22 protein-coding genes are annotated in these 19766 nt (G+C 66.1%); 8 read left to right on the top strand and 14 right to left on the bottom strand.

Translation table 11 applies throughout. The features are described from left to right. Window positions 1-13: 13 nt before the first annotated feature. Genes FGU64_RS14620 through FGU64_RS14605 form a run of 4 tightly spaced genes read right to left on the bottom strand, consistent with a single transcriptional unit; the run spans window position 14 to window position 2774 of the window. Window positions 14-385 carry a helix-turn-helix domain-containing protein gene (locus FGU64_RS14620; protein WP_139953867.1) on the bottom strand — a complete coding sequence of 124 codons (372 nt, stop codon included), beginning with the start codon at window positions 383-385 and terminating at the stop codon, window positions 14-16. A gap of 10 nt (window positions 386-395) precedes the next feature. Then, window positions 396-932, bottom strand: coding sequence for a Smr/MutS family protein (locus FGU64_RS14615; protein ID WP_139953866.1), 537 nt, complete (start codon window positions 930-932; stop codon window positions 396-398). Next, on the bottom strand, window positions 929-2035 hold the full coding sequence (locus FGU64_RS14610) for a murein transglycosylase A (protein ID WP_139953865.1): 1107 nt from the start codon (window positions 2033-2035) through the stop codon (window positions 929-931). Before FGU64_RS14610 ends, FGU64_RS14615 begins: the two co-directional genes overlap by 4 nt. Window positions 2036-2060: 25 nt before the next feature. After that, a complete protein-coding gene (locus FGU64_RS14605) occupies window positions 2061-2774 on the bottom strand; it encodes a Tim44/TimA family putative adaptor protein (RefSeq protein ID WP_139953864.1) in 714 nt (237 codons plus the stop codon). A 163-nt stretch (window positions 2775-2937) separates the two neighbouring features. Between FGU64_RS14605 and FGU64_RS14600 the strand changes: the two genes are divergently transcribed. After that, entirely contained in the window at window positions 2938-3432 is a 495-nt protein-coding gene (locus FGU64_RS14600) for an FxsA family protein (protein WP_139953863.1), read from the top strand. A gap of 124 nt (window positions 3433-3556) precedes the next feature. After that, on the top strand, window positions 3557-4054 hold the full coding sequence (secB, locus tag FGU64_RS14595; RefSeq protein WP_136357468.1) for a protein-export chaperone SecB: 498 nt from the start codon (window positions 3557-3559) through the stop codon (window positions 4052-4054). Between the two features lie 102 nt (window positions 4055-4156). Here secB and dnaQ read toward each other — a convergent pair whose 3' ends face one another. The 10 genes from dnaQ to FGU64_RS14545 all read right to left on the bottom strand — a co-directional run bounded on the left by dnaQ (window position 4157) and on the right by FGU64_RS14545 (window position 14002). Next, entirely contained in the window at window positions 4157-4849 is a 693-nt protein-coding gene (gene dnaQ, locus FGU64_RS14590; RefSeq protein ID WP_139953862.1) for a DNA polymerase III subunit epsilon, read from the bottom strand. A gap of 75 nt (window positions 4850-4924) precedes the next feature. Continuing rightward, entirely contained in the window at window positions 4925-5518 is a 594-nt protein-coding gene (gene coaE / locus FGU64_RS14585; RefSeq protein WP_139953861.1) for a dephospho-CoA kinase, read from the bottom strand. Then, complete coding sequence (locus tag FGU64_RS14580; protein WP_139953860.1) at window positions 5515-6363, bottom strand: shikimate dehydrogenase; 849 nt, start codon at window positions 6361-6363, stop codon at window positions 5515-5517. The genes coaE and FGU64_RS14580 overlap by 4 nt, the downstream gene beginning before the upstream one ends. Beyond that, window positions 6356-6955 (bottom strand): Maf-like protein, encoded by a 600-nt coding sequence (locus FGU64_RS14575; RefSeq protein ID WP_139953859.1) that lies wholly within the window; start codon window positions 6953-6955, stop codon window positions 6356-6358. The genes FGU64_RS14580 and FGU64_RS14575 overlap by 8 nt, the downstream gene beginning before the upstream one ends. A gap of 235 nt (window positions 6956-7190) precedes the next feature. Continuing rightward, window positions 7191-8789, bottom strand: a complete 1599-nt coding sequence (locus FGU64_RS14570; protein ID WP_139953858.1) for a GMC family oxidoreductase N-terminal domain-containing protein — start codon at window positions 8787-8789, stop codon at window positions 7191-7193. Window positions 8790-8859: 70 nt separating this feature from the next. Further along, window positions 8860-9897: an extracellular solute-binding protein gene (locus tag FGU64_RS14565; protein WP_136357480.1), complete on the bottom strand. Its 1038-nt coding sequence runs from the start codon at window positions 9895-9897 to the stop codon at window positions 8860-8862. 102 nt (window positions 9898-9999) lie between these two features. Continuing rightward, on the bottom strand, window positions 10000-10788 hold the full coding sequence (locus tag FGU64_RS14560) for an ABC transporter permease (protein WP_139953857.1): 789 nt from the start codon (window positions 10786-10788) through the stop codon (window positions 10000-10002). Then, window positions 10785-11684 (bottom strand): ABC transporter permease, encoded by a 900-nt coding sequence (locus tag FGU64_RS14555; RefSeq protein WP_139953856.1) that lies wholly within the window; start codon window positions 11682-11684, stop codon window positions 10785-10787. The genes FGU64_RS14560 and FGU64_RS14555 overlap by 4 nt, the downstream gene beginning before the upstream one ends. After that, window positions 11681-12772 (bottom strand): ABC transporter ATP-binding protein, encoded by a 1092-nt coding sequence (locus tag FGU64_RS14550; protein WP_139953855.1) that lies wholly within the window; start codon window positions 12770-12772, stop codon window positions 11681-11683. The genes FGU64_RS14555 and FGU64_RS14550 overlap by 4 nt, the downstream gene beginning before the upstream one ends. A gap of 99 nt (window positions 12773-12871) precedes the next feature. After that, entirely contained in the window at window positions 12872-14002 is a 1131-nt protein-coding gene (locus tag FGU64_RS14545; protein WP_139953854.1) for a branched-chain amino acid ABC transporter substrate-binding protein, read from the bottom strand. A gap of 135 nt (window positions 14003-14137) precedes the next feature. Here FGU64_RS14545 and FGU64_RS14540 point away from each other — a divergent pair, with 135 nt between their 5' ends. The 6 genes from FGU64_RS14540 (at window position 14138) to FGU64_RS14515 (ending at window position 19708) form a co-directional block, all read left to right on the top strand. Further along, complete coding sequence (locus FGU64_RS14540; protein WP_246671123.1) at window positions 14138-15100, top strand: branched-chain amino acid ABC transporter permease; 963 nt, start codon at window positions 14138-14140, stop codon at window positions 15098-15100. 1 nt (window position 15101) lies between these two features. Then, a complete protein-coding gene (locus FGU64_RS14535) occupies window positions 15102-16292 on the top strand; it encodes a branched-chain amino acid ABC transporter permease (RefSeq protein WP_139953852.1) in 1191 nt (396 codons plus the stop codon). Continuing rightward, a complete protein-coding gene (locus FGU64_RS14530) occupies window positions 16289-17074 on the top strand; it encodes an ABC transporter ATP-binding protein (RefSeq protein WP_246671122.1) in 786 nt (261 codons plus the stop codon). Before FGU64_RS14535 ends, FGU64_RS14530 begins: the two co-directional genes overlap by 4 nt. Then, complete coding sequence (locus FGU64_RS14525; protein ID WP_139953851.1) at window positions 17067-17768, top strand: ABC transporter ATP-binding protein; 702 nt, start codon at window positions 17067-17069, stop codon at window positions 17766-17768. Before FGU64_RS14530 ends, FGU64_RS14525 begins: the two co-directional genes overlap by 8 nt. Window positions 17769-17925: 157 nt before the next feature. Further along, window positions 17926-19218 carry an NAD(P)/FAD-dependent oxidoreductase gene (locus tag FGU64_RS14520; RefSeq protein ID WP_139953850.1) on the top strand — a complete coding sequence of 431 codons (1293 nt, stop codon included), beginning with the start codon at window positions 17926-17928 and terminating at the stop codon, window positions 19216-19218. A gap of 76 nt (window positions 19219-19294) precedes the next feature. Further along, window positions 19295-19708, top strand: coding sequence for a RidA family protein (locus tag FGU64_RS14515; RefSeq protein WP_136357498.1), 414 nt, complete (start codon window positions 19295-19297; stop codon window positions 19706-19708). Window positions 19709-19766 lie beyond the last annotated feature (58 nt).

Here is a 19766-nt window from a genome sequence, read left to right as displayed (position 1 = left end):
GCCGCCGCGCCGCTCAGGACCGCCGGTCGGCGAGCGCCCGTTTCACGGAGAGCGTCAGCCGCTCTATGTCGTCCTCACCCAGCCTGCCGATGTTTTCCGCCAGAAGGTTGGCGAGTTCGGTGGCGGCCGGCGTCAGGCCGGACGTATCCAGCCGGACGCGCGGATGCGAGGCTTCGGCCAGCCGCTGCAGGTCCTCAGCGTCATCCCAGATGATGTTGAAGTAGCCGATGATCTTCTGGATCAGCGTCCAGGTCGGGATGCCGCGCCGGCCGTGTTCCAGCGCCGACAGGTAGGCGGCCGAGACGCCGATGGCCGCGGCCATGTCCTTCTGGCTGACGCCGCGCTCGCGGCGGAGTTCCCGGATGCGTTCGCCGAGCGGCGTCATGGCCTTCTCCTCACGCCTTGACGCGGCGCAGCCGCACATAGAGCGCGCCGGCACCGCCATGGTTGCGCGCGGCGTGGTCGTGGCTGGACACGAGCGGCCTAAACAGCGGCGTCGACAGCCATGCCGGCACCGAGCGTCGCAGCACGCCGTCGCCGCCCGAGGACGAGCCCTTGCCGGTGATGACCAGCACATAGCGCACGCCGCCGGCATGGGCGCGACTGAGGAAGGAATAGAGCAGCGCGTGCGCCTCGTCCTGCGTCAGGCCATGCAGGTCGACACGCCCCTCGATGGGCATGCGGCCTCTGGCCAGCTTGTCGTGCGTCGGCCTGTCGAGCGCGTGGATAGCGTGGCCGGCGCCGGCTTTTTCGGACCGTTTCGATGCCGGCTGCGGTACGGGCTCGGACTTGGGAGGCGCCTTTTCCGGTTCCAGTACGACATCCGGCACCTCGACCGAGCGCTTGCCCCGCAGCGGCGTCGCGCTGCGCGCCACCAGCGACCACAGAACCCGATCCTCATCCGTCAGATTTTTTGCCGGCCGGCGGCTCATCCTTCGGCCCTCGCAACAAGCGGGCGCGGCAGCAGTGCATAGAAATCCGCGGCATGGCGCACGACGCCGGCGATCTCGCCGGCGGCATCCCCCGAACCGGCGAACAGGTCGCCGCGCGCAGCGCCGACGATGGCCGAGCCTGTGTCCTGCGCGATCATCAGGCGGCGGAAACCGCCATCGCCGAAAGCCTGCAAGGCCGGCGCAACGATGAAGAATGGCGTGCCGAAGGTGTGCAACAGCCGGTCGACGGCGACCGAGCGGCCGGGGGTCAGCGGCACCTTGGCGGCGGCGACCGGGCCGAGCGCCGGATCGTCCACCGGCGCCTCGCGAAAGAAGATGTAGGAGCGGTTCTGCTGCAGGATCTCGTCGACGCGGTTCGGATTGTCCCGAAACCAGGCGCGGATCGACTGCATCGTCACCTTTTCCAGCGGGATTTCGCCGAGATCGGCCAGGATTCGGCCCGGCCCGAAAAAACGCTGGCCGGATTTCGCCGCATAGGTGACGCGCAGCCGCCGCCCGTCGGTCATGGCAAGCCGTGCCGCACCCTGCACATGGATGAAGAAGGCATCGACTTTGTCCCTGAGCCAGGCGATCTCCAGTCCGCGCCCGGCCAGAGCGCCGCCTTCGATGGCAGCACGGTCGAAATACTCCACCGGCCCCGGCTGGGTATGGCGGGCGAAGGCGAGATAGGGGTCCATGCCTTGCGGCCGGTTGGTATCGTCGATGTCGATCAGATCGGCCGGTCGCGCCAGCAACGGCACGGTGAATTCGGCCGTACGGACCGCCGAAGCTTCCGCTTCCGGCTCGTAGAAACCTGTGACCAGCCCCCGATTGCCAGTGTCCGGCCTTACCAGCGCGGGTACGAAATGCCGTTCGAAGAAAGCACGCGCCTGCGACCGATTCGGCGCCGAAACGGCTCTTGCCGCCGCATGGCTTTCGGCAAAGGCGATAAGATCGACCCCGAGCGCCCCCGTGCTGTAGGGCTTGGTCAGGACCTGGAAGGCCGAGCGGCGGAAAGCCTCGAAAGCGGGAAGGAGATCGTCGTCCGCCCAACCGGGCAGATCGGCGAAGGAGACGGGCCGGAAAGCCTCGGAGAGCGGCATGGTTGCGGCCCTCCCCTGTGCCCGGCTAGTCCTCTTCCTCGGTGGCGACCAGTTTCCAGTTGGGATCGCGCGAGCGGGTATCGCGTGCGAAGGTCCACACGTCCTTGACCTCGGCGACCGTCTCGGGATCGCCGTCGATGACGGTGCCGGCCTTGTCGCGGGTGGCCGAGATCAGCTCGCTGACGACGCGCAGCGTCACATGCGCCTCGGAGCCCTTCATCTCGGCGGCGACGATGTCGGCCTTGTCGATGCCGACGAAGGAGGACTGCACCTTCTCCGACTTAGCCTCGCGCTCGCCGATTGCCGCGACGAAACCGTCATAGACCTCGCGCGACAGGAGATTCTTGAGCGTCTTGCGGTCACCGTCGGCATAGGCCATCACGATCATCTCGTAGGCCATCTTGGCGCCGTCGACGAAACCCTTCGGCTCGAAGGAAGCCTCGGCATCCTTGATGGCGCGCAGGCCGCGATTGAGATCGGTGTCCGGCTTAGCGACGGCATCGATGGAGGCGTATGCATCGGGCGCCGGCTCGCCCGGCGGGCGCTTGCGCGGCAGGGCGACGACGTTTTCGGGCGCCTGGGGGGCATCCTTGGCGTCCTTCGCGTCGCGGCGGGCGGAATAGGGATCGAAAGGCGGCCGCTCATTGCCGGTGCGACGCCCCAGCACGTTGCGCAACTGGAAAAAGATCACGACCGCCGCGACCAGGAAGAAAATCGTGCCGATGTCGAAAAATTCCATCTCTGCGCCAATCAATCCGTGGAGCGCCCGGCATGGCGTCCATTCAACAAAGCATATAGAACGCGGCTCACAATCATTCAAATCAAAGCCGGATATGCCTATCTAACGGCTTCGACGCCGGCAGCAAGCGGCTTTCGGCACAACAAGCGATAGCGGACAGAGCGTGCGCATTTCCTTCCTCCCTTTTTTCCTGCTGGCTTTGCCGCTGATGGAGATCGCCGGCTTCGTCGTCGTCGGCCGTCAGATCGGCGCGCTGGCGACGGTCGGCCTGGTGCTTCTGTCCGCCGTCGCCGGCGGCCTGCTCCTGCGCCACCAGGGTTTCGGCGTCATGGCGCGCATCCGGGCCGAGACGGAAGCCGGCCGCGACCCCAGCCGCCATCTCGCCCATGGCGCGATGATCGTGGTCGCCTCGATCCTGCTCATCGTGCCGGGCTTCATCACCGATATCGCCGGCCTTCTCCTGTTCCTGCCGCCGGTGCGCGACCTCGCCTGGCGCCGGCTCAAGGACCGCATCACCGTGGTCGGCGGCTTCGGCATGGGGCCGGGACGCGGGGGCGGCCCCGGCCGGCGGCCGGAACGGACGATCGATCTCGACAGCGACGAGTTCTCGCGCAAGCCGAACCCGGATTCGCCCTGGCGCCGCCTCGGCGACGAGTGAGCGCCGCCCGTTCGGCGACAGTAGCGGCCGAACCTTGTGTTGTCAGGCCGGGCGTGATAGCGAACCCCCGGATTCACCGGGTCTTTCGGCCCGTATACACCACGTTCGACAAGGAAAAGGGCTCATGGCCGAAACCAACGAAGCACCGACGGGCGCCGCAGCCAACGGCAACGGAACGCAGCCGACGCTCAACGTGCTGGCGCAGTATGTGAAGGACCTTTCCTTCGAGAGCCCCGGCGCGCCCAACTCGCTGCGCGGCCGCGACAAGGCTCCCGGCATCGCCATCAACGTCAACGTCAACGCTAACCCGCTGTCCGACAAGCAGTTCGACGTCAACCTGACGCTGAACGCCAAGGCCTCGTTCGACAAGGATGTGCTGTTCAACGTCGAGCTGGTCTATGGCGGCGTCTTCAACATTGACGGCTTCCCGCAGGAGCACATGCTGCCGCTGCTGTTCATCGAATGCCCGCGCCTCCTGTTCCCCTTTGCGCGCCAGATCATCGCCGAGGCGACCCGCAACGGCGGTTTCCCGCCGCTGATGCTGGACCCCATCGATTTCGCGCAGATGTTCCAGCAGAAGCTGGCCGAGGACCAAGCGGCCTCCAAGGTCAAGGCGAGCTGACAGCTCTTCGACCGACGAAAGAAAAACCCGGCTTCGCGCCGGGTTTTTGTCTTGGACATCGGAATAGTCCAAAAGCGGAAGGCTCCCGTTCGGGCTTGTGCCTTACTGCCGCAGCCAGAGTGCCTTTTCGCCCAGAGTCTCGACCATTTTGGCGTGCGCAGCGCGCTCGGCCTCGCTGAGGCGAGACTGCAGCGGCACAGGCCGCGCGGCGACGACGATTTCCACTGTCGCCTGCACGGCAACGGCGTCCGGGCGAGCGGCGCTATCCAGGATGAGCGCGGCCTGCTTGCCGCCGATCAGCTCGATATAGACCTCGGCCAGTAGTTCCGAATCGAGCAGCGCGCCGTGTTTGGTGCGATGGCTGTTGTCGATGCCATAGCGCCGGCACAGCGCGTCGAGCGAATTCGGTCCCATCGGATGCTTGCGGCGCGCCAGCGCCAGCGTGTCAACCACGCGCTCCTGACCCACCGCCGGATGGCCGAGGCGGGCAAACTCGGCATTGATGAAGCCCATGTCGAAGCCGGCATTGTGGGCGACCAGCTTGGCGCCGTCGATGAAGGCGAGGAATTTTTCAGCCAGATCGCCGAAGGTCGGCTTGCCGACCAGCTGCTCGGGGCCGATGCCGTGCACGGCCTGCGCCTCGGGGTTAATCGCGCGGCCCTGCGGATTGATGTAATGATGGAAGGTGCGGCCGGTCGGGAACCGGTTGTCCAGCTCGATGCAGCCAAGCTCGATGATGCGGTCCTCGCGGGCGTCGAGGCCGGTGGTTTCGGTGTCGAAAATGATCTCACGCATCGAATCGCTCCCGGCCCAAGATGGAGTCTCGGCCTGTCGGACGCAAGATCGATGAGGATTTGTCCACGGCAGCCGTCAAGCCGGCTGCCCGCTCGTCAGCGCGGCGACGATCCGTTCCACCTCCGCCCGCGCGACGTCGAAGCCACGGCTCGTGTCGATGACGAAATCCGCCTGCCGGCGCTTCTCGGCATCCGGAACCTGCCGGGCCAGGATGGCCTCGAATTTCTCCGCCGTCATGCCGGGCCGGGCCAAAACGCGCTCGCGCTGCATGGCGGCCGGCGCGCTGACGACAGCGACCTTGTCGACGCGCCCGCGCCCGCCCGTCTCGAACAGCAGCGGGATATCGAGCACGACCAGCGGCGTGTCGGCGGCGCGATGGCGCGCGACGAAGGCGTCAGCGTCGGCGCGCACCAGCGGATGCACGATGGCTTCGAGCGCTTTCAAGGCGGTCGGGTCGGCAAGCACGCGGGCCGCGAGGCGGGTGCGGTCGACGCTGCCATCCACAACCACGCCGGGAAAGGCCGCCTCGATCAGCGGGGCTGCCTTGCTGGCGTAGAGCCGATGCACCGCCTCGTCGGAATCGTGCACCGGCACGCCGGCCTCAGAGAACATCCTCGCCGTCGCCGACTTGCCCATGCCGATTGAACCGGTGAGGCCGAGCACGATCATGCGGCGGCCCCGAGATCGGCGACGATCAATGCCCGCAATTCCGGAGTCACCCTCGGCCGAATGCCGAACCAACGCTCGAAGCCGGGCACGGCCTGATGGAGCAGCATGCCGAGCCCATCCACCGTCTTCAGACCATGAGCGCGTGCTGCGGCCAGCAGCGGCGTCTCCAGCGGCACGTAGACGATGTCGGTGACGGCGGCATGGGCGGGCAGAAGCGCCGGATCGGCGGGCAATTCTTCCTTGCCCTTGCCCGCCATTCCAACGGAGGTCGTGTTGACGAGCAGGCCGGTATCGCCGAGCAATTCCGGCACCGCCTCCAGCGGATGAGCCGTGACGCCGGCGCCGAAGCGGTCGCGCAACTCCTCGGCGCGGGCAAGGGTGCGGTTGGCAATGCGGATGTCGTTCGCCCCGCGCGTCTTCAGCGCGTGGATGACGGCTCGCGCAGCACCGCCGGCGCCGAGCACGACAGCCGCGCCGTTGCCGGTCCAGCCGGGGGCGTATTCGTCGAGGTTGGCGGCAAAACCGTAGGCGTCGGTGTTGCCACCGGTCAAAAGACCGTCCTCGAACCACAAGGTGTTGACGGCGCCGATCAACTCGGCCGCCTCATCGCGGCGCCCCGCTCCGGCGAATACAGCTTCCTTGTGCGGAAGCGTGACGTTGCCGCCGCTGAAGCCGTTCTTACGCAAACCGACGAGAAAGGCGGAGAGGTCCGCCGGCGCAACGTCGATGGCCGCGTAGCTGCCGGCGATGCCATGGGCGGCCAACCAATGGCCGTGGATTTTCGGCGAGCGTGAATGGGCGATCGGATGGCCGATGACGAAGGCCCTTTTCCCCGGCTCAGCCATCGATGGCCCCGAGGCGGCGCAGTTCGCCGAGCACCGCCAGCAGCGGCAGGCCGACGATGGTGAAATGGTCGCCCTCGATCTTGTCGAAAAGCTGGATGCCCTCGCCTTCGATCTGGTAGGCGCCGACGCTTTGCAACGCCTTGGTGCCGACGCGCGCCAGATGGCGGCCGATGAAGGCGGGATCGAGCTTGCGCATGGTCAGCGCGGCGACGCCGACATGACGCCACAACACGACGCCATCACGCGCCAGCACGGCAGCGCTGTTCAGGCGGTGGGTCTTGCCGGACAGCGCCAGAAGATGACGGCGGGCGCCTTCCATGTCGGCCGGCTTGTGAAAGATTTCATCGCCCAACGAGAGTGTCTGGTCACAGCCGAGCACCAGGCTGCCCGGATGCTTTTCCGAGACGGCGACCGCCTTCGCCTCCGCCAGCACCAGCGCGACGTCCTCGGGCGACGCGCCGCTGTCCTTCAGCGGCGCCTCCAGCGCGCGCTCATCAAGATTGGCGGGCTCAGCTTCGACCGCGACGCCGGCGTTTTCAAGCATGACCCGGCGAAACGGGCTGCCCGAGGCGAGGATGAGTGTTTCGGCCATGATGCGCTCCGCTTGGCTCGGTTCGGCTGCGTGGGGCCGGCTTGGGCTCCCTGCCATGGCTCCTTAAAGCATTTCGGCCAGAGATTGAAACTGCCGTTTCACGGTGCGAGCCCTGTCACAGGCCGGCTCCGTATCACCATCGCGGTGTCTGCGAAAAGCCCGACATTTCCACCGAGCGGGAGCCGTTCCTGCAGTGCTTCGAATTCATGGCGCGGGAATAGGCGCAACCCGCAGCTCAACGGCTCAGGATCATTTCCGCGGCGCGCTCGCCTATCATCATCGACGGCGCGTTGGTGTTGCCGCCGATCAGCGTCGGCATGATGGACGCATCGGCGACGCGCAGCCCGTCGATGCCGCGCACCTTGAGCGTCGCGGGATCAACGACCGCCATGGCGTCGGTGCCCATCTTGCAAGTGCCGACCGGGTGGTAGACGGTCAGCGCCTCGGCGCGCAGATAGGCGAGGATCTCGTCGTCGGTGCGAACGTCCCTGCCCGGCAGCATCTCCTTGCCGCGTATGGCATCGAACACCGGCGAAGCGAAGATCCGGCGCGCGACCTTGATGCCTTCAACCAGTACCCTGGCGTCCTGCTCGTCGGAGAAGAAGCGATGGTCGATCAGGACCTTACGCCCGTCTCCGCCCGAAAGGCGGATTTCGCCGACGCTTTTCGGCCGCAGCACGCAGGTGTGGATCGCATAGCCGTGGCCGTATTCGACCAGCCGACCGCGATGGCTGCGATAGCCCGGCACGAAATGGAACTGGATGTCGGGGAGCCCGTCGGCATAGCGGGTGCGGGCAAAACCGCCGGCCTCGACGTAGTTCGTCGTCAGCATGCCCTTGCGCCGGGCGAAATAGCTGAAGGGCGCCGCCAGCATCCTGGGCAGGTTCTGCACCGACAGGCCGAGCGTGAGGGCACTCGACGACCGCACGGTAATCATGCCGTCGACGTGATCGCGCAGGTTCTTGCCGACGCCGGGCAGGTCGAGCACCGGCTCGATGCCGATCTGCCGCAGCTCCGCCGCCGGTCCGATGCCGGAGGCGAGCAGCAGCTTGGGCGAGTTGATCGCCCCCGCCGACAGCACGATCTCGCGCGTGGCGGTCAGCGCCCTTTCGCCACCGTCCTGCCGCACGCGCAGGCCGGTCGCGCGGCCGTCCGCCACGACGATCCCGGCAACCTCGCAGCCGCTGAGCACGGTCAGGTTCGGCCGGTCGAGGACGGACCGGACGAAAGCGGTATAGCTGCTGAAGCGCTGGCCGCGATCCTGCGTCACGTTGTAGACGCCGAGCCCGAACTGGCTCTCGGCGTTGAAGTCGCGATTCTCCGGAAGGCCGGCATCGGCGCCGGCCTTGACGAACATGGCCGACAGCACGTTGGGGTCGCGCGGGTTGTCGACCAGAAGCTCGCCGCCGGTGCCGTGGAAGCGCGGGTCCTGGCCAAGCAGGTTGCGCTCCAGTTTCTTGAACACGGGCAGCACGTCGTCATAGGCCCAGCCGGCGCAGCCAAGCCCGGCCCATTCGTCGTAGTCCTGTGCCGCGCCGCGGATATAGACCATCGAATTGATCGACGACGAGCCGCCCAACGCCTTGCCGCGGTTGACCGGTATGGAGCGGTTGTTCAGGTGCGGCTGCGGTACGCCGAAATAGCAGTAGTCGTAGTTCGGATTGCCGTAGAGCGACAGGATGCCGGCCGGGACCCTGACGCGCAGGCTGTCGTCGCTGCCGCCCGCCTCGATCAGGCAGACGCGCGCGGCCGGATCGGCGCTGAGGCGGTTGGCCAGCACGCAGCCGGCCGACCCCGCGCCGACGACGATATAGTCATAGCTATCGCTTGGCACCCGGCCCTCACCAGTTCGATGCTTCGCCTAGGCAGAAGCCGGGAGCGCGGACGATCCTGGCCGACACGCGCTATTGCAGAAGCTGCGTCCAGACCTTGGTGACGAGTTCCTGCGCCGCCGGCGAACAGGCCTGCCCCATCTTGACCGGCACCGTTGGGAACAGCTCAGGCGCGTTCTCCTTGTTGTAGAGCGCCTTGGCCGGATCGACCTTGATCGGCGAGGAATGGCCGTAATAGTTGTACTGCTCGGTGGCGTTGTCGAGCTGGGTCATGAAGTCGATGAACTTCTTGGCGTTGTCGAGATTGGCCGCGCCCTTCGGCACGGCATAGGAATCCAGCCAGCCGACCAGCCCTTCCTTCGGCATCGCATATTCGACGTTGGCATGGTCGTTGCGGCGCAGGCGCATGGTGTTGCCGTCCCACCAGAAATGCGCCGCCACCTCGCCGCTGCCGACGCGGTTCTCGATGTTGTCGCTGGAATAGGCGGCAACGAAGGGCTTCTGGGCCTGCAGGAGGTCCAGCACCTTCTTCATCTCCTGCGGGTCCTCGCTGCAATAGGGGATGCCGAGATAGTTTTCAGCCGCCGGGATCACCTCGTCCGGCTGCGCCAGGCTGGCGATCTTGCCCTTCAACTCGTCGGACGGCTCGAAATAGACCTTCCAACTATCGACCGGCCCCTTGTAGAGGTCGCGGTTGACGGTGAAGCCGGCATTGCCGAAAGCGAGCGGCACCGAATAGTTGCCGGTAGGGTCCCACCACTGCTTCTGCCAGTCCGGCAGGATGCGCTCGAAGGACGGCAGCGAGGACGCGCCGATGTCCTCCAGCAGGCCGCTGTCGACCATGATCTTCACGAAATGCTGCGAGGGCGTGACGATGTCGTAGCCGGACGAACCGGCCTGCAGCTTGGTCAGAAGGTCCTCGTTAGAGGAGAAGGCATCGACGGTGACCTTGATGCCGGTTTCCTTCTCGAACTTCGCCACCATGTCGGGCGAGATCGAATCCGCCCAGGCATAGATCGAGAGGCTGCCGTCGGCCCGCGCCGATCCGGCAAAGGCGAGGCCTGCCGCCGCAACGGCCGCGAGCAACGAGATGGAGGTTTTTCTGGTCATGGTTTTCCCCTGGAAGTTCTTGTCCCGGAGGGGACGATAGCAAACGCCTTGCATCGATAAATTTGAATTGCCCGACGCGCTGCTTAGGAAAAAGCTCGCTCCTCAACGCCGGCGCTGCACCAGGAAGGCGACCGTCGCCAGGACGACGGAGACGATCATGATCAGCGTCGATATGGCGTTGAGCTGCGGCGACACGCCCTGCTTTATCAGCGAGAAGATGTAGACCGGCAAGGTGGTGGCGCCGCCGGAATTCAACAGGTTGCTGGTGATGAAATCGTCCATCGAGATGACGAAGGCGAGCATCGCCCCGCTGAACACGCCGGGCATGATCAGCGGCAGCGTCACGCGCCGGAACGCCACCCAGCCGGACGCGTAGAGATCGCGCGCCGCCTCCTCCAGGTCGGCGTCCATGCCTTGCAGGCGCGCGCGGATGGGCAGGAAGGCGAAGGGGATGCAGAAGGTGGTGTGGGCGATCATCAGCTTCAGCAGGCCGCTGGTCAGGCCGAGCTCGGAAAACAGGATCAGCACGGCGACGGCGACGACGATCTCCGGCAACAGCAGCGGCAGATTGACGATGGTCTCGGAGGCGCGGCGGAAACGCACTTGCCTGCCGCGGACAATCACAAGGGCGGCCATCAGCGCAACGACGGTCGACAAGGTGGTGGCGACGGCGGCGACCAGCAGCGACGTCTTGACCGCGCCGACGAGGGCCGCGTTCGACAGGGCGGTCGAATACCAGTGCAGCGAGAAACCGCCCCAGTTGGCGACGATGCGGTTGGCGTTGAAGGAATAGAACACCACCACGGCGATCGGCAGGTAGAGATAGACGAAGAAGAGCACACTCAGCGGGCCGAAGCCGGGATAGCGCCGCACGTCCGAATTGCCGCTCATGCCGCAGCCTCCGCTCTTTCCCTGCGGATCGCGCGCAAGCCGCGCCAGACGAGAAAGACGAGCACGGCCGCCATCAGCACGATGGAGATAGCGGCGCCCAGCGGCCAGTTGCGGGCGGCGCCGAACTGCAGTTGGATGAGGTTGCCCATCATCATCGTCTTGCCGCCGCCGAGCAGAATCGGCTCCAGCACCGCACCCAGGCAGGGCACGAAGACCAGGATGGAGCCGGCCATCATGCCCGGCTGGCAGAGCGGCAGGATGACCCGGCGCAAGGTCGTCAGCCGGCTTCCGTAGAGATCGTGCGAGGCCTCGACCAGCGCCGGATCGAGCTTCTCGATCGAGGCGAAGATCGGCAGGATCATCAGCGGGATATAGGAGTAGACGAGACCGATCAGCATGGCCGTGTCGGTGAACAGCAGGCTGCCCATGCTGTCGACCAGTCCCAGCGCATGCAGGGTCTTGGCGATGACGCCGTCGTTGCCGAGGATGATGATCCAGGAATAGACGCGCACGATCATCGACACCCAGAAGGGCAGCGTCACCAGATAGATCAAAAGCATCTTCGCCGTCGCCTTCTGCAGCGAGATGAAATAGGCCACCGGAAAGGACAGGAGCAGGCAGATGAAGGTCGTGGCCGCGGCCAGGATCATGGTCCGGGCGACGACGATCAGATATTGCGGGTTGAACTCCAGCTCGCCGGTCCAGCCCTCGTTGAACAGGATCTGACGGTAGGGCGCGGTGGTGAAGATATAGTCGAAGCCGCCATAGGGGCCGCGCGTCGAGAACGAGACGAGCACGATGATACCGACCGGGACGATCAGCGTGGCGAGCATGATCAGTTGCGCCGGCAGCAGGCCGAGGACGTTCCAGCGGGCGTTTCTCGCCTCGGCGTTCATGCTCCCAGGATCCTGACGGATTCGGCGGCGAAGCTCACCTTGATCGGCTGGCCGACTTCGAACATGCGGCCGCGCGAGGCGGCGTTGCGCTTGGAGACGCGCAGCTTCGCGGCACCCGCATCGACGAGATAATGGGTGTAGCCGCCGAGATAGTTGGCGCCCTCGATGGTGCCGTCGACAGCGATCTGGCCGGGCCGCGCCGGCAGGCTGATCTTTTCCGGACGGATCGACATCCAGGCCTGCCCGCCCGCCGCCGCCCGTTTCTGCGGCGCGCTCAGCGTGACGCCGAGCGGCGTCGACACCGTGGCGTTATCGCCGTCGACCGACAGGACGCCGGCTTCCAGGAAGTTCGTCTCGCCGATGAAGTCGGCGACGAAGCGGTTGGACGGCTCCTCGTAGATCGCGGCCGGTGTGCCGATCTGCTGGACCTCGCCGTCGCCGAGCACGCAGATGCGGTCGGACATGTCGAGCGCTTCTTCCTGGTCGTGGGTGACGAAAACGAAGGTGATGCCGGTCTGGCGCTGCAGCGTGCGCAACTCGTCGCGCATCGCCTGCCTGAGCTTGAGGTCCAGCGCCGACAGCGGCTCGTCGAGCAGCAGCACTTCCGGCTCTGGGGCCAGCGCCCTTGCAAGCGCGATGCGCTGGCGCTGGCCGCCCGAGAGCTGCTGTGGCCTGCGCGCCGCGAACTGCTCCATATGCACGAGACGCAGCATGTCGGCGACGCGCGCCTCGCGGCGTTCCTTCGCCCAACCGAGATTCTCCAGCCCGAAAGCCACGTTCTGGCTGAGCGTCATGTGCGGAAACAGCGCGTAGCTCTGGAACACGGTATTGACGCGCCGCTTGTGCGGCGGCAGGCCCCTGATGTCGGCGCCACGTAGCAGGATCTCGCCGCCGGAAGGCTGTTCGAAGCCGGCGATCATGCGCAGCAAGGTGGTCTTGCCGCAGCCGGAAGGCCCCAGCAAGGTGAAGAACTCGTTCTCGCGGATGTCGAAGGTGACCGGCTTCAGCGCCTGATAGCCGCCGAAGCTCTTCGACACGCCCCTGATCTCGATGGCCTTGGCCTGCTCAGACGAGCCGTTGTTGTCCATGCGGTTGCCCCCGGCAGGGATGGGGTCGCCCCAGGAGGTGCGGCCCGAAAAACGGACCGCACCGCCCTGTCGGGCGGCGCGGTTTCGATTGCTGGCAGGTTATTGCTTGACCCACTTGCCGTCCTTGACGGCGTAGGTGTCGATGACGACGTTCATCTCGATCTGGCCGTTCTCGTCGAAGGAGATGTTGCCGAGGATGCCGTCGTGATGCATCTCGCGGATCGCCTTGCTCAGCCCCTCCTTGTCCTCGATGCCCTTCTCCTTGATCGCCTCGAGCAGGATCTGGGCGGCCTCGTAGGCGTATTTCGCATAGGAGCCGGCCGGCTCGGCATACTTCTTGGCTTCATAGGCCTTGTAGAAGGCGTCGAGCTTGGGGTTGTTCTGGTCCGCCGGGATGCCGACGATGGTGCCTTCGGCCGCCTTGCCGGCGATCTCGATGAACTTCGGATCGTAGATGCCGGAAATGCCGTACATCGGCAGCGAGCCCATGCCGAGATCGGCCATCTGGCTGCGCACCAAAGCTGCTTCGGTCACCACGCCGCCGAAATAGACGGCGTCGGGCGAAGCCGCCTTGGCCGTGGTCAGCATGGCGCGGAAATCGGTGGTGCCGACGGCCGCCGCGTCGGAAAAGACGATCTCGCCGCCGGCGGCCTTGAAGAAGTCGCCGAACCACTTGGTGTTGGCCGCGCCATAGTCGGTGGTGTCGGAAATGATGGCGATCTTCTTGACCTTGCCCTCCTTGGCGATCGCCTCGGCGAGCGGCTTGTTCTCGTTCACGAGGGTCGGCGTCACCCGCGTGACGTTGGGCATGTTCTGGTCGGTGATCTTCGGGCTGACCGCGCCCCAAACGATGAAGGGCATCTGCGCGCGGTTGAAGATCGGCATCGTCGCCAGCGCCACCGGGCTGTTCCAGTGGCCGGTCGCGGCGACGACGGCCGGATCGTTGATCAGCTTCTGCGCGGCCGAGACGCCGACGGCGGGATCGGAAGCGTCGTCGAGCACGACGGCTTCCACCTGGTGCGGGTAGCCGCTTTCGTTGGCCTGGTCGATGGCGAGCAGGAAACCGTTGCGGGCGCCGAGCCCCTGCTGGGCGTTGCCGCCCGAAAGCGGGCCGATGAAGCCGAGCTTGATCTGGTCGGCCCTGGCCTGGGCAGCGCCCAGCGAGACGGCGAGCACGGCGCCGGCCAGCATCGACGAGACACGAATGAACACGGTTCTCCGGTTCTGCATAGTTCCACCTCTTTTTAGATTATCGCCGCCAGCGTAGCGGCCCGTCCGATCCCGAATGTCGGTTGACGCTAAAGTATGGGCGGGCGCGGGGATGCGAAATTCGGAAATTGCGATCCGTGACTTCGGAGATTCATTATGTGCGCCCGTATGCACGGCTGGTATTCCTGCCGGCTCCAATCGGAAATGTGGCGCATGGCGGAACTGCTCATCCAGCAAGGCCTGAACTGGATCACCCTCGGCTGCATCTATGCGCTGCTGGCGATCGGCTTCAGCCTGATCTTCGGTGTGCTCAACGTCATCCACTTCTCGCATGGCGACGTCGCCATGACGGCGCCCTTCATCTGCCTGGCGCTGGCGACCGCCTTCGGCGCGACGAGCCCGACCTGGCTGGTTCTCGCGCTGGTGATCGCGATCCTCGCCGTCGGCATCATCGGCGTTGTCCTCGACCGGGTCGTCATCCGCCAGTTCCGCGACGCGCCGGCGATGATGGCGCTGGTGTCGACGGTGGCGCTCGGCATCGTCATCCGCGAATCGATCCGCCACCTCTATCCGGAAGGCTCGAACCCGCATGCCTTCCCGCGACTGGTCTCGGGCGTCGCCTTCGAGATCGCCGGCGTGCCGGTGAACTGGTTCGCGCTGCTGGTGACGGTGCTGACCGTCGTGCTGATCGGATTGCTGTTCGTCTTCCTGCGCATGACGCCGCTCGGCCTGCGCATACGGGCCGCCTCCGAGGATCGGGTGGTGGCGCGCATGATGGGCATCCGCGACGGGCGCGTCTTTCGCGCAACCTTCTTCATCGCCTCCGCCATCGGTGCCATCGCCGGGCTGCTGTTCGCCAGCTACGCCGGGGTGACGCGCTTCGATTTCGGCATCATGGCCGGCCTGCTCGGCTTTTCGGCGGCGGTGATCGGCGGCCTGGGTTCGATGCCGGGCGCCATCCTCGGCGGCCTCATCATCGCCGGCATCGAGGTGCTGGCGCAGACCTTCGTGCCGGACGGCGCCTCCTACCGCCTCGTCTTCGTCTTCGTGCTCGTCATCGTGGTGCTGGTCTTCCGCCCCGCCGGCCTGCTCGGCCGCCCCCTCATGGAAAAGGTGTAGCATGCAGGCCGAAGCTTCCGCCGTCGCGGCTTCCCCGGCAACGCCAAGCAAGGCGGCGGCCGCCGCCTTCGTCGTCCTCTCGCAACTCGGCGGCGCGGCGTTCCTCTATTTCCTGCTGAAGGCCGACGGCGGCTGGCAGGTCGTTGGCCTGCTCGCCGTGCTCGGGCTTGGCTTCACTCTTCTGGAAAAATTCCCGCAGGTCGCGGAGTTCGCCAGGGCGAGCCTCGCCAGCCTGCCGCTTCTCGCCATGGTGGTGGCGGCCGTGGTGGTCGTGGCGTTTCCGTTCGCCGTCGGCTCCAACACCTACATGCTGCACCTTCTGATCGTGGCGCAGCTCTACGCCGTGCTGGCGCTGGCGCTCAACTTCCAGCTCGGCAGCGCCAATATTCCCAATTTCGCCACCGGCGCCTCCTACGGCATCGGCGCCTATGTCTCGGCGCTGCTCGCCATCAACTTCGGCCTGAGCTTCTGGCTGACGCTGCCGCTCGCAGCCCTTGCCGCGACGCTGTTTGGCTTCGTCATCGGCATCCCCTCGATGCGGACGCGCGACACCTATCTCGCGCTGGTCACCATCGCCTTCGGCGTCGTGGTGCAGCAGCTTCTCAACAATTTCGACTTCACCGGCGGTCCCAACGGGCTGGTCGGCATTCCGGCGCCAAGCCTGTTCGGCCATTCCTTCGCCGACCCACTGGTGATCTTCGGCCACAAGCTGCCCAGCCAGGCGAATTTCTACTATCTCTCGGCGGCGCTGGTGGTGGTGGCCATCGTCACCGCGCACCGGCTGCACGGCTCGCGCATCGGACTTGCCTGGAACGCGCTGCGCGCCGACGAGATCGCGGCGCGGGCGCAAGGCATCAACGTCGCCTGGTTCAAGGTGCTGGCCTTCGCGGTCGATGCCTTCCTCGCCGCCTTCGCCGGCACCATCTACGCCTTCTATGTCTCCTACATCTCGCCCGACAACTTCACCTTCCTCGTCTCCGTCACCATCATGACGATGGTCATCGTCGGCGGCATGGACAACATCTTCGGCGTCATCGTCGGCGCCTTCCTGCTCACCATCCTGCCGGAAAAGCTGCGCGCCTTCTCCGACTACCGGCTGCTGTTCTTCGGCGTCGTCATCATCGGCTTCCTGATGATCCGGCCGCAGGGCCTGTTCCCGCAGCGCATGCGCAGCTACGGAGGCCGTTCGTGAGCGCGCTTCTGACGGTCGAGGGCGTCACCATGCGCTTCGGCGGGCTGGTGGCGGTCAACAACGTCGGCTTCTCGCTAGCGAAGGGCGCGGTGCTTTCGGTGATCGGCCCGAACGGTGCCGGCAAGTCGACGCTGTTCAACGTCATTACCGGCGTCTACAAGCCGACCGCCGGCACGGTGACGTTCGCCGGCGCCGAGATCACCGGCAAGCCCGCCTACGACGTGGTCGAGCGCGGCATCGCCCGCACCTTCCAGTCGTCGCGCCTGTTCGGCGACCTCAGCGTGCTCGACAATGTCATCATCGGCATGCACACGCGCACCCTCACCGGTGTGCTCGACGCGCTGTTCCGTCCCGCGGCATCGAAGCGCGAGATGGCCGCCTGCGTCGCCAAGGCCGAGGCGCTGCTCAAGGCCGGCTCCGGCGACCTCTACGACCAGCGCTACCGCCCTGCCGGCGCGCTGGCGCAGGCCGACCGGCGGCGGCTGGAGATCGCCCGCGCGCTGGCCTCCGAACCGAAGCTGCTTTTGCTCGACGAGCCTTCCGTCGGCATGGACGAAACAGAGACGGACGCCCTGGTCGCCGACATCAGGCGGCTGCGGGTGGAAAATCCGGAGCTGGCGGTGATCCTGATCGAGCACGACATGCGGGTGGTCGAGGCCTTCCCCGACAACGTCATGTGCATCGACTACGGCAGCAAGATCGCCGAAGGCAGCTTCGCCACTGTCCGCAGCGATCCGCGTGTCCAGGAAGCCTATCTCGGAAAGGCGGCGGCCGATGCTTGAGCTGAAGGACGTGGACACCGCCTATGGCGCGGTGCCGATGCTGCGCGGCGTCACCATCAGCGTCAGGCCCGGTGAACTGGTCTGCCTGCTCGGCCCCAATGGCGCCGGCAAGACGACGACCTTCATGACCGTGTGCGGCGTCGTCAAGGCGCAGCGCGGCAAGGTCGAGGTGATGGGCAAGGACATCGCCGCGCTGGGCACGGAAAACCTCGCGGCGCTCGGCGTCGGTCTTGTGCCGGAAGGGCGGCGGCTGTTCCCCGGCCTGACCGTGCAGGAGAACCTGCGCCTCGGCTACGACGCCGTTTCCGGCAGGGGACCCGATTTCGAGCCGCAGCTGGAAAAGATGTGCGCGCTGTTCCCGCGCATCCGCGAGCGGCTGCGCCAGGCGGCGGGCACGCTCTCGGGCGGCGAGCAGGCAATGGTGGCGCTGGCACGCGCGCTGATCGGCGAACCGAAGATGGTGGTGATGGACGAGCCGTCGCTCGGCCTTTCGCCCAAGCTGATCGGCGAATATTTCGAGATCACGCAGGAAATCCACCGTCGCGGCACCACCGTGCTTCTGATCGAGCAGAACGCTGAAATGGGGCTCGGCATCGCCGACCGCGGCTACGTGCTGGTCAAGGGCAAGGTGGCGCAGGAGGGACCGGCCAGGGAGCTTCTGTCGTCGCGGACGGCCCGCAGCCTCTACCTTTAGTCCGGACCGGGATTTTCGCTCCGGCCGGCATTTAGGGACAGGCTAACCACTGACACGTGAAATCGTAATTTTCGCCATCCGGGCCCTCCGGTAAACCAGCAAGAAGACCTCCGCCGCACCCGCGACGCCTCGCGGGGAGCCAGAAAAGGACGCAGACATGTCGGTTGAAACGGTAGACACGCTCGTTGTCGGCGCTGGCCAGGCGGGTGTGGCCATGAGCGAGCACCTGAGCAAGTGCGGCGTGCCTCACCTCGTGCTCGAACGGCACCGCATCGCCGAGCGCTGGCGCTCGGAGCGGTGGGATTCGCTGGTCGCCAACGGCCCGGCCTGGCACGACCGCTTCCCCGGCATGGAGTTCCCCCGCACCGATGCCGACGGCTTCGCGCCGAAGGAAGAGGTGGCGGACTATTTCGTCGCTTATGCCGAAAAGATCGGCGCGCCCATCCGCTGCGGCGTGGAGGTGAAGGAAGTGCGCCGCAACGTCGGCCGCGCCGGCTTCCGCGTCGAGACTTCGCAGGGCGTGATCGAGGCCCGCAACGTCGTCGCCGCCACCGGCCCGTTCCAGCGCCCGGTCTGGCCGAACCTCGTTCCCGAGACGGCGGGCCTGACGCAGATGCACTCCAACAACTACCGCAATCCCGGCCAGTTGCCCGAGGGTGCGGTGCTGGTGGTCGGCGCCGGGTCCTCGGGCGTGCAGATCGCCGACGAATTGCTGCGCGCCGGCAAGCGCGTCTATCTGTCAGTCGGACCCCACGACCGCCCGCCCCGCGCCTATCGCGGGCGTGACTTCTGCTGGTGGCTGGGCGTGCTCGGCAAATGGGACATGGAGACACCAGGTCCCGGAACCGAGCATGTGACGATCGCCGTGAGTGGCGCGCGCGGCGGCGAGACGATCGACTTCCGCCGCCTGGCTCAGCAGGGAATGACGCTCGTCGGCCTCACCGAATCCTACAAGGACGGCTTGATGCGCTTTGCGCCCGACCTTGGCAAAAACGTCGCGCGCGGCGACGCCAACCTGATGTCGCTGCTCGACGAGGCCGACGCCTATGTCGCCCGCAACGGCATCGACCTGCCGGAAGAACCCGAGGCACGCACGATCGGGCCGGATCCGGACTGCCTGAAGAACCCCATCCTCGAACTCGACATCAAGGAGGCCGGCATCACCTCGATCATCTGGGCGACCGGTTACGCGGTCGACTACGGCTGGCTGAAGGTCGACGCCTTCGACGAGAAGGGCCGGCCGAAACACCAGCGCGGCGTCTCGGCCGAGCCCGGCATCTATTTCCTCGGCCTGCCGTGGCAGTCGCGCCGGGGCTCCAGCTTCATCTGGGGCGTCTGGCACGACGCCAAGCATCTCGCCGACCGCATTTCCACGCAGGGCAAGTATCTGGCCTATCACGCGGCCGCGAACCGCAAGGACGCAGACCTGGCCCGCGCCGCGAACGGCTGAGCGGCAAGGCGAGCCGAAACCCTTTCACGGCATGCGCAGCATGGCGCATGCCCGATCCACCCCGACGGAGAGCACCATGGCGCATACGAGAATCCGCAAGTTCAACACCAAGGACACCTATCCCGAGCAGAAGCTGGACAACGACCTGTGCCAAGCGGTGGTGGCGCGCGGCACGACGATCTTCCTGCGCGGCCAGTGCCCGCAGGACCTCGACACCGCAAAGGACATCGGCAGCCACGATCCGGTCGAGCAGACCCACAAGGTCATGCAGAACATCAGGCAGCTCATCGAGGAAGCCGGCGGCAAGATGGAACACCTGGTCAAGGTGGTGGTCTACATCACCGACGTACGCCACCGCGAGGCGGTCTACCGCACCATGGGCGAATACATCAAAGGCGTGCATCCCGTCTCGACCGGGCTGGTGGTGACCGCGCTCGCCCGTCCCAACTGGCTGGTCGAGATCGACGGCACCGCCGTCATTCCGGACTAACGCATGTCTCCCGAAAGTGGGAACCGGTTTCGGGACAAAGACATGCGTGGAAATCGAC

The organism is Mesorhizobium sp. 8, assembly GCF_006351905.1.
GTDB classification, from domain to species: domain Bacteria; phylum Pseudomonadota; class Alphaproteobacteria; order Rhizobiales; family Rhizobiaceae; genus Mesorhizobium; species Mesorhizobium composti.
Note: the sequence above shows the minus strand (reverse complement) of the source record. Positions and strands in the feature narration are given on the sequence as shown.

Bases quoted from the DNA above. Each gene is read 5' to 3' on its own strand.
- FGU64_RS14620 (WP_139953867.1), bottom strand. From the start codon at position 385: ATGACGCCGCTCGGCGAACGCATCCGGGAACTCCGCCGCGAGCGCGGC.
- FGU64_RS14615 (WP_139953866.1), bottom strand. From the start codon at position 932: ATGAGCCGCCGGCCGGCAAAAAATCTGACGGATGAGGATCGGGTTCTG.
- FGU64_RS14610 (WP_139953865.1), bottom strand. From the start codon at position 2,035: ATGCCGCTCTCCGAGGCTTTCCGGCCCGTCTCCTTCGCCGATCTGCCC.
- FGU64_RS14605 (WP_139953864.1), bottom strand. From the start codon at position 2,774: ATGGAATTTTTCGACATCGGCACGATTTTCTTCCTGGTCGCGGCGGTC.
- secB (WP_136357468.1), top strand. From the start codon at position 3,557: ATGGCCGAAACCAACGAAGCACCGACGGGCGCCGCAGCCAACGGCAAC.
- dnaQ (WP_139953862.1), bottom strand. From the start codon at position 4,849: ATGCGTGAGATCATTTTCGACACCGAAACCACCGGCCTCGACGCCCGC.
- coaE (WP_139953861.1), bottom strand. From the start codon at position 5,518: ATGATCGTGCTCGGCCTCACCGGTTCAATCGGCATGGGCAAGTCGGCG.
- FGU64_RS14580 (WP_139953860.1), bottom strand. From the start codon at position 6,363: ATGGCTGAGCCGGGGAAAAGGGCCTTCGTCATCGGCCATCCGATCGCC.
- FGU64_RS14575 (WP_139953859.1), bottom strand. From the start codon at position 6,955: ATGGCCGAAACACTCATCCTCGCCTCGGGCAGCCCGTTTCGCCGGGTC.
- FGU64_RS14565 (WP_136357480.1), bottom strand. From the start codon at position 9,897: ATGACCAGAAAAACCTCCATCTCGTTGCTCGCGGCCGTTGCGGCGGCA.
- FGU64_RS14560 (WP_139953857.1), bottom strand. From the start codon at position 10,788: ATGAGCGGCAATTCGGACGTGCGGCGCTATCCCGGCTTCGGCCCGCTG.
- FGU64_RS14555 (WP_139953856.1), bottom strand. From the start codon at position 11,684: ATGAACGCCGAGGCGAGAAACGCCCGCTGGAACGTCCTCGGCCTGCTG.
- FGU64_RS14550 (WP_139953855.1), bottom strand. From the start codon at position 12,772: ATGGACAACAACGGCTCGTCTGAGCAGGCCAAGGCCATCGAGATCAGG.
- FGU64_RS14545 (WP_139953854.1), bottom strand. From the start codon at position 14,002: ATGCAGAACCGGAGAACCGTGTTCATTCGTGTCTCGTCGATGCTGGCC.
- FGU64_RS14540 (WP_246671123.1), top strand. From the start codon at position 14,138: ATGTGCGCCCGTATGCACGGCTGGTATTCCTGCCGGCTCCAATCGGAA.
- FGU64_RS14535 (WP_139953852.1), top strand. From the start codon at position 15,102: ATGCAGGCCGAAGCTTCCGCCGTCGCGGCTTCCCCGGCAACGCCAAGC.
- FGU64_RS14525 (WP_139953851.1), top strand. From the start codon at position 17,067: ATGCTTGAGCTGAAGGACGTGGACACCGCCTATGGCGCGGTGCCGATG.
- FGU64_RS14520 (WP_139953850.1), top strand. From the start codon at position 17,926: ATGTCGGTTGAAACGGTAGACACGCTCGTTGTCGGCGCTGGCCAGGCG.
- FGU64_RS14515 (WP_136357498.1), top strand. From the start codon at position 19,295: ATGGCGCATACGAGAATCCGCAAGTTCAACACCAAGGACACCTATCCC.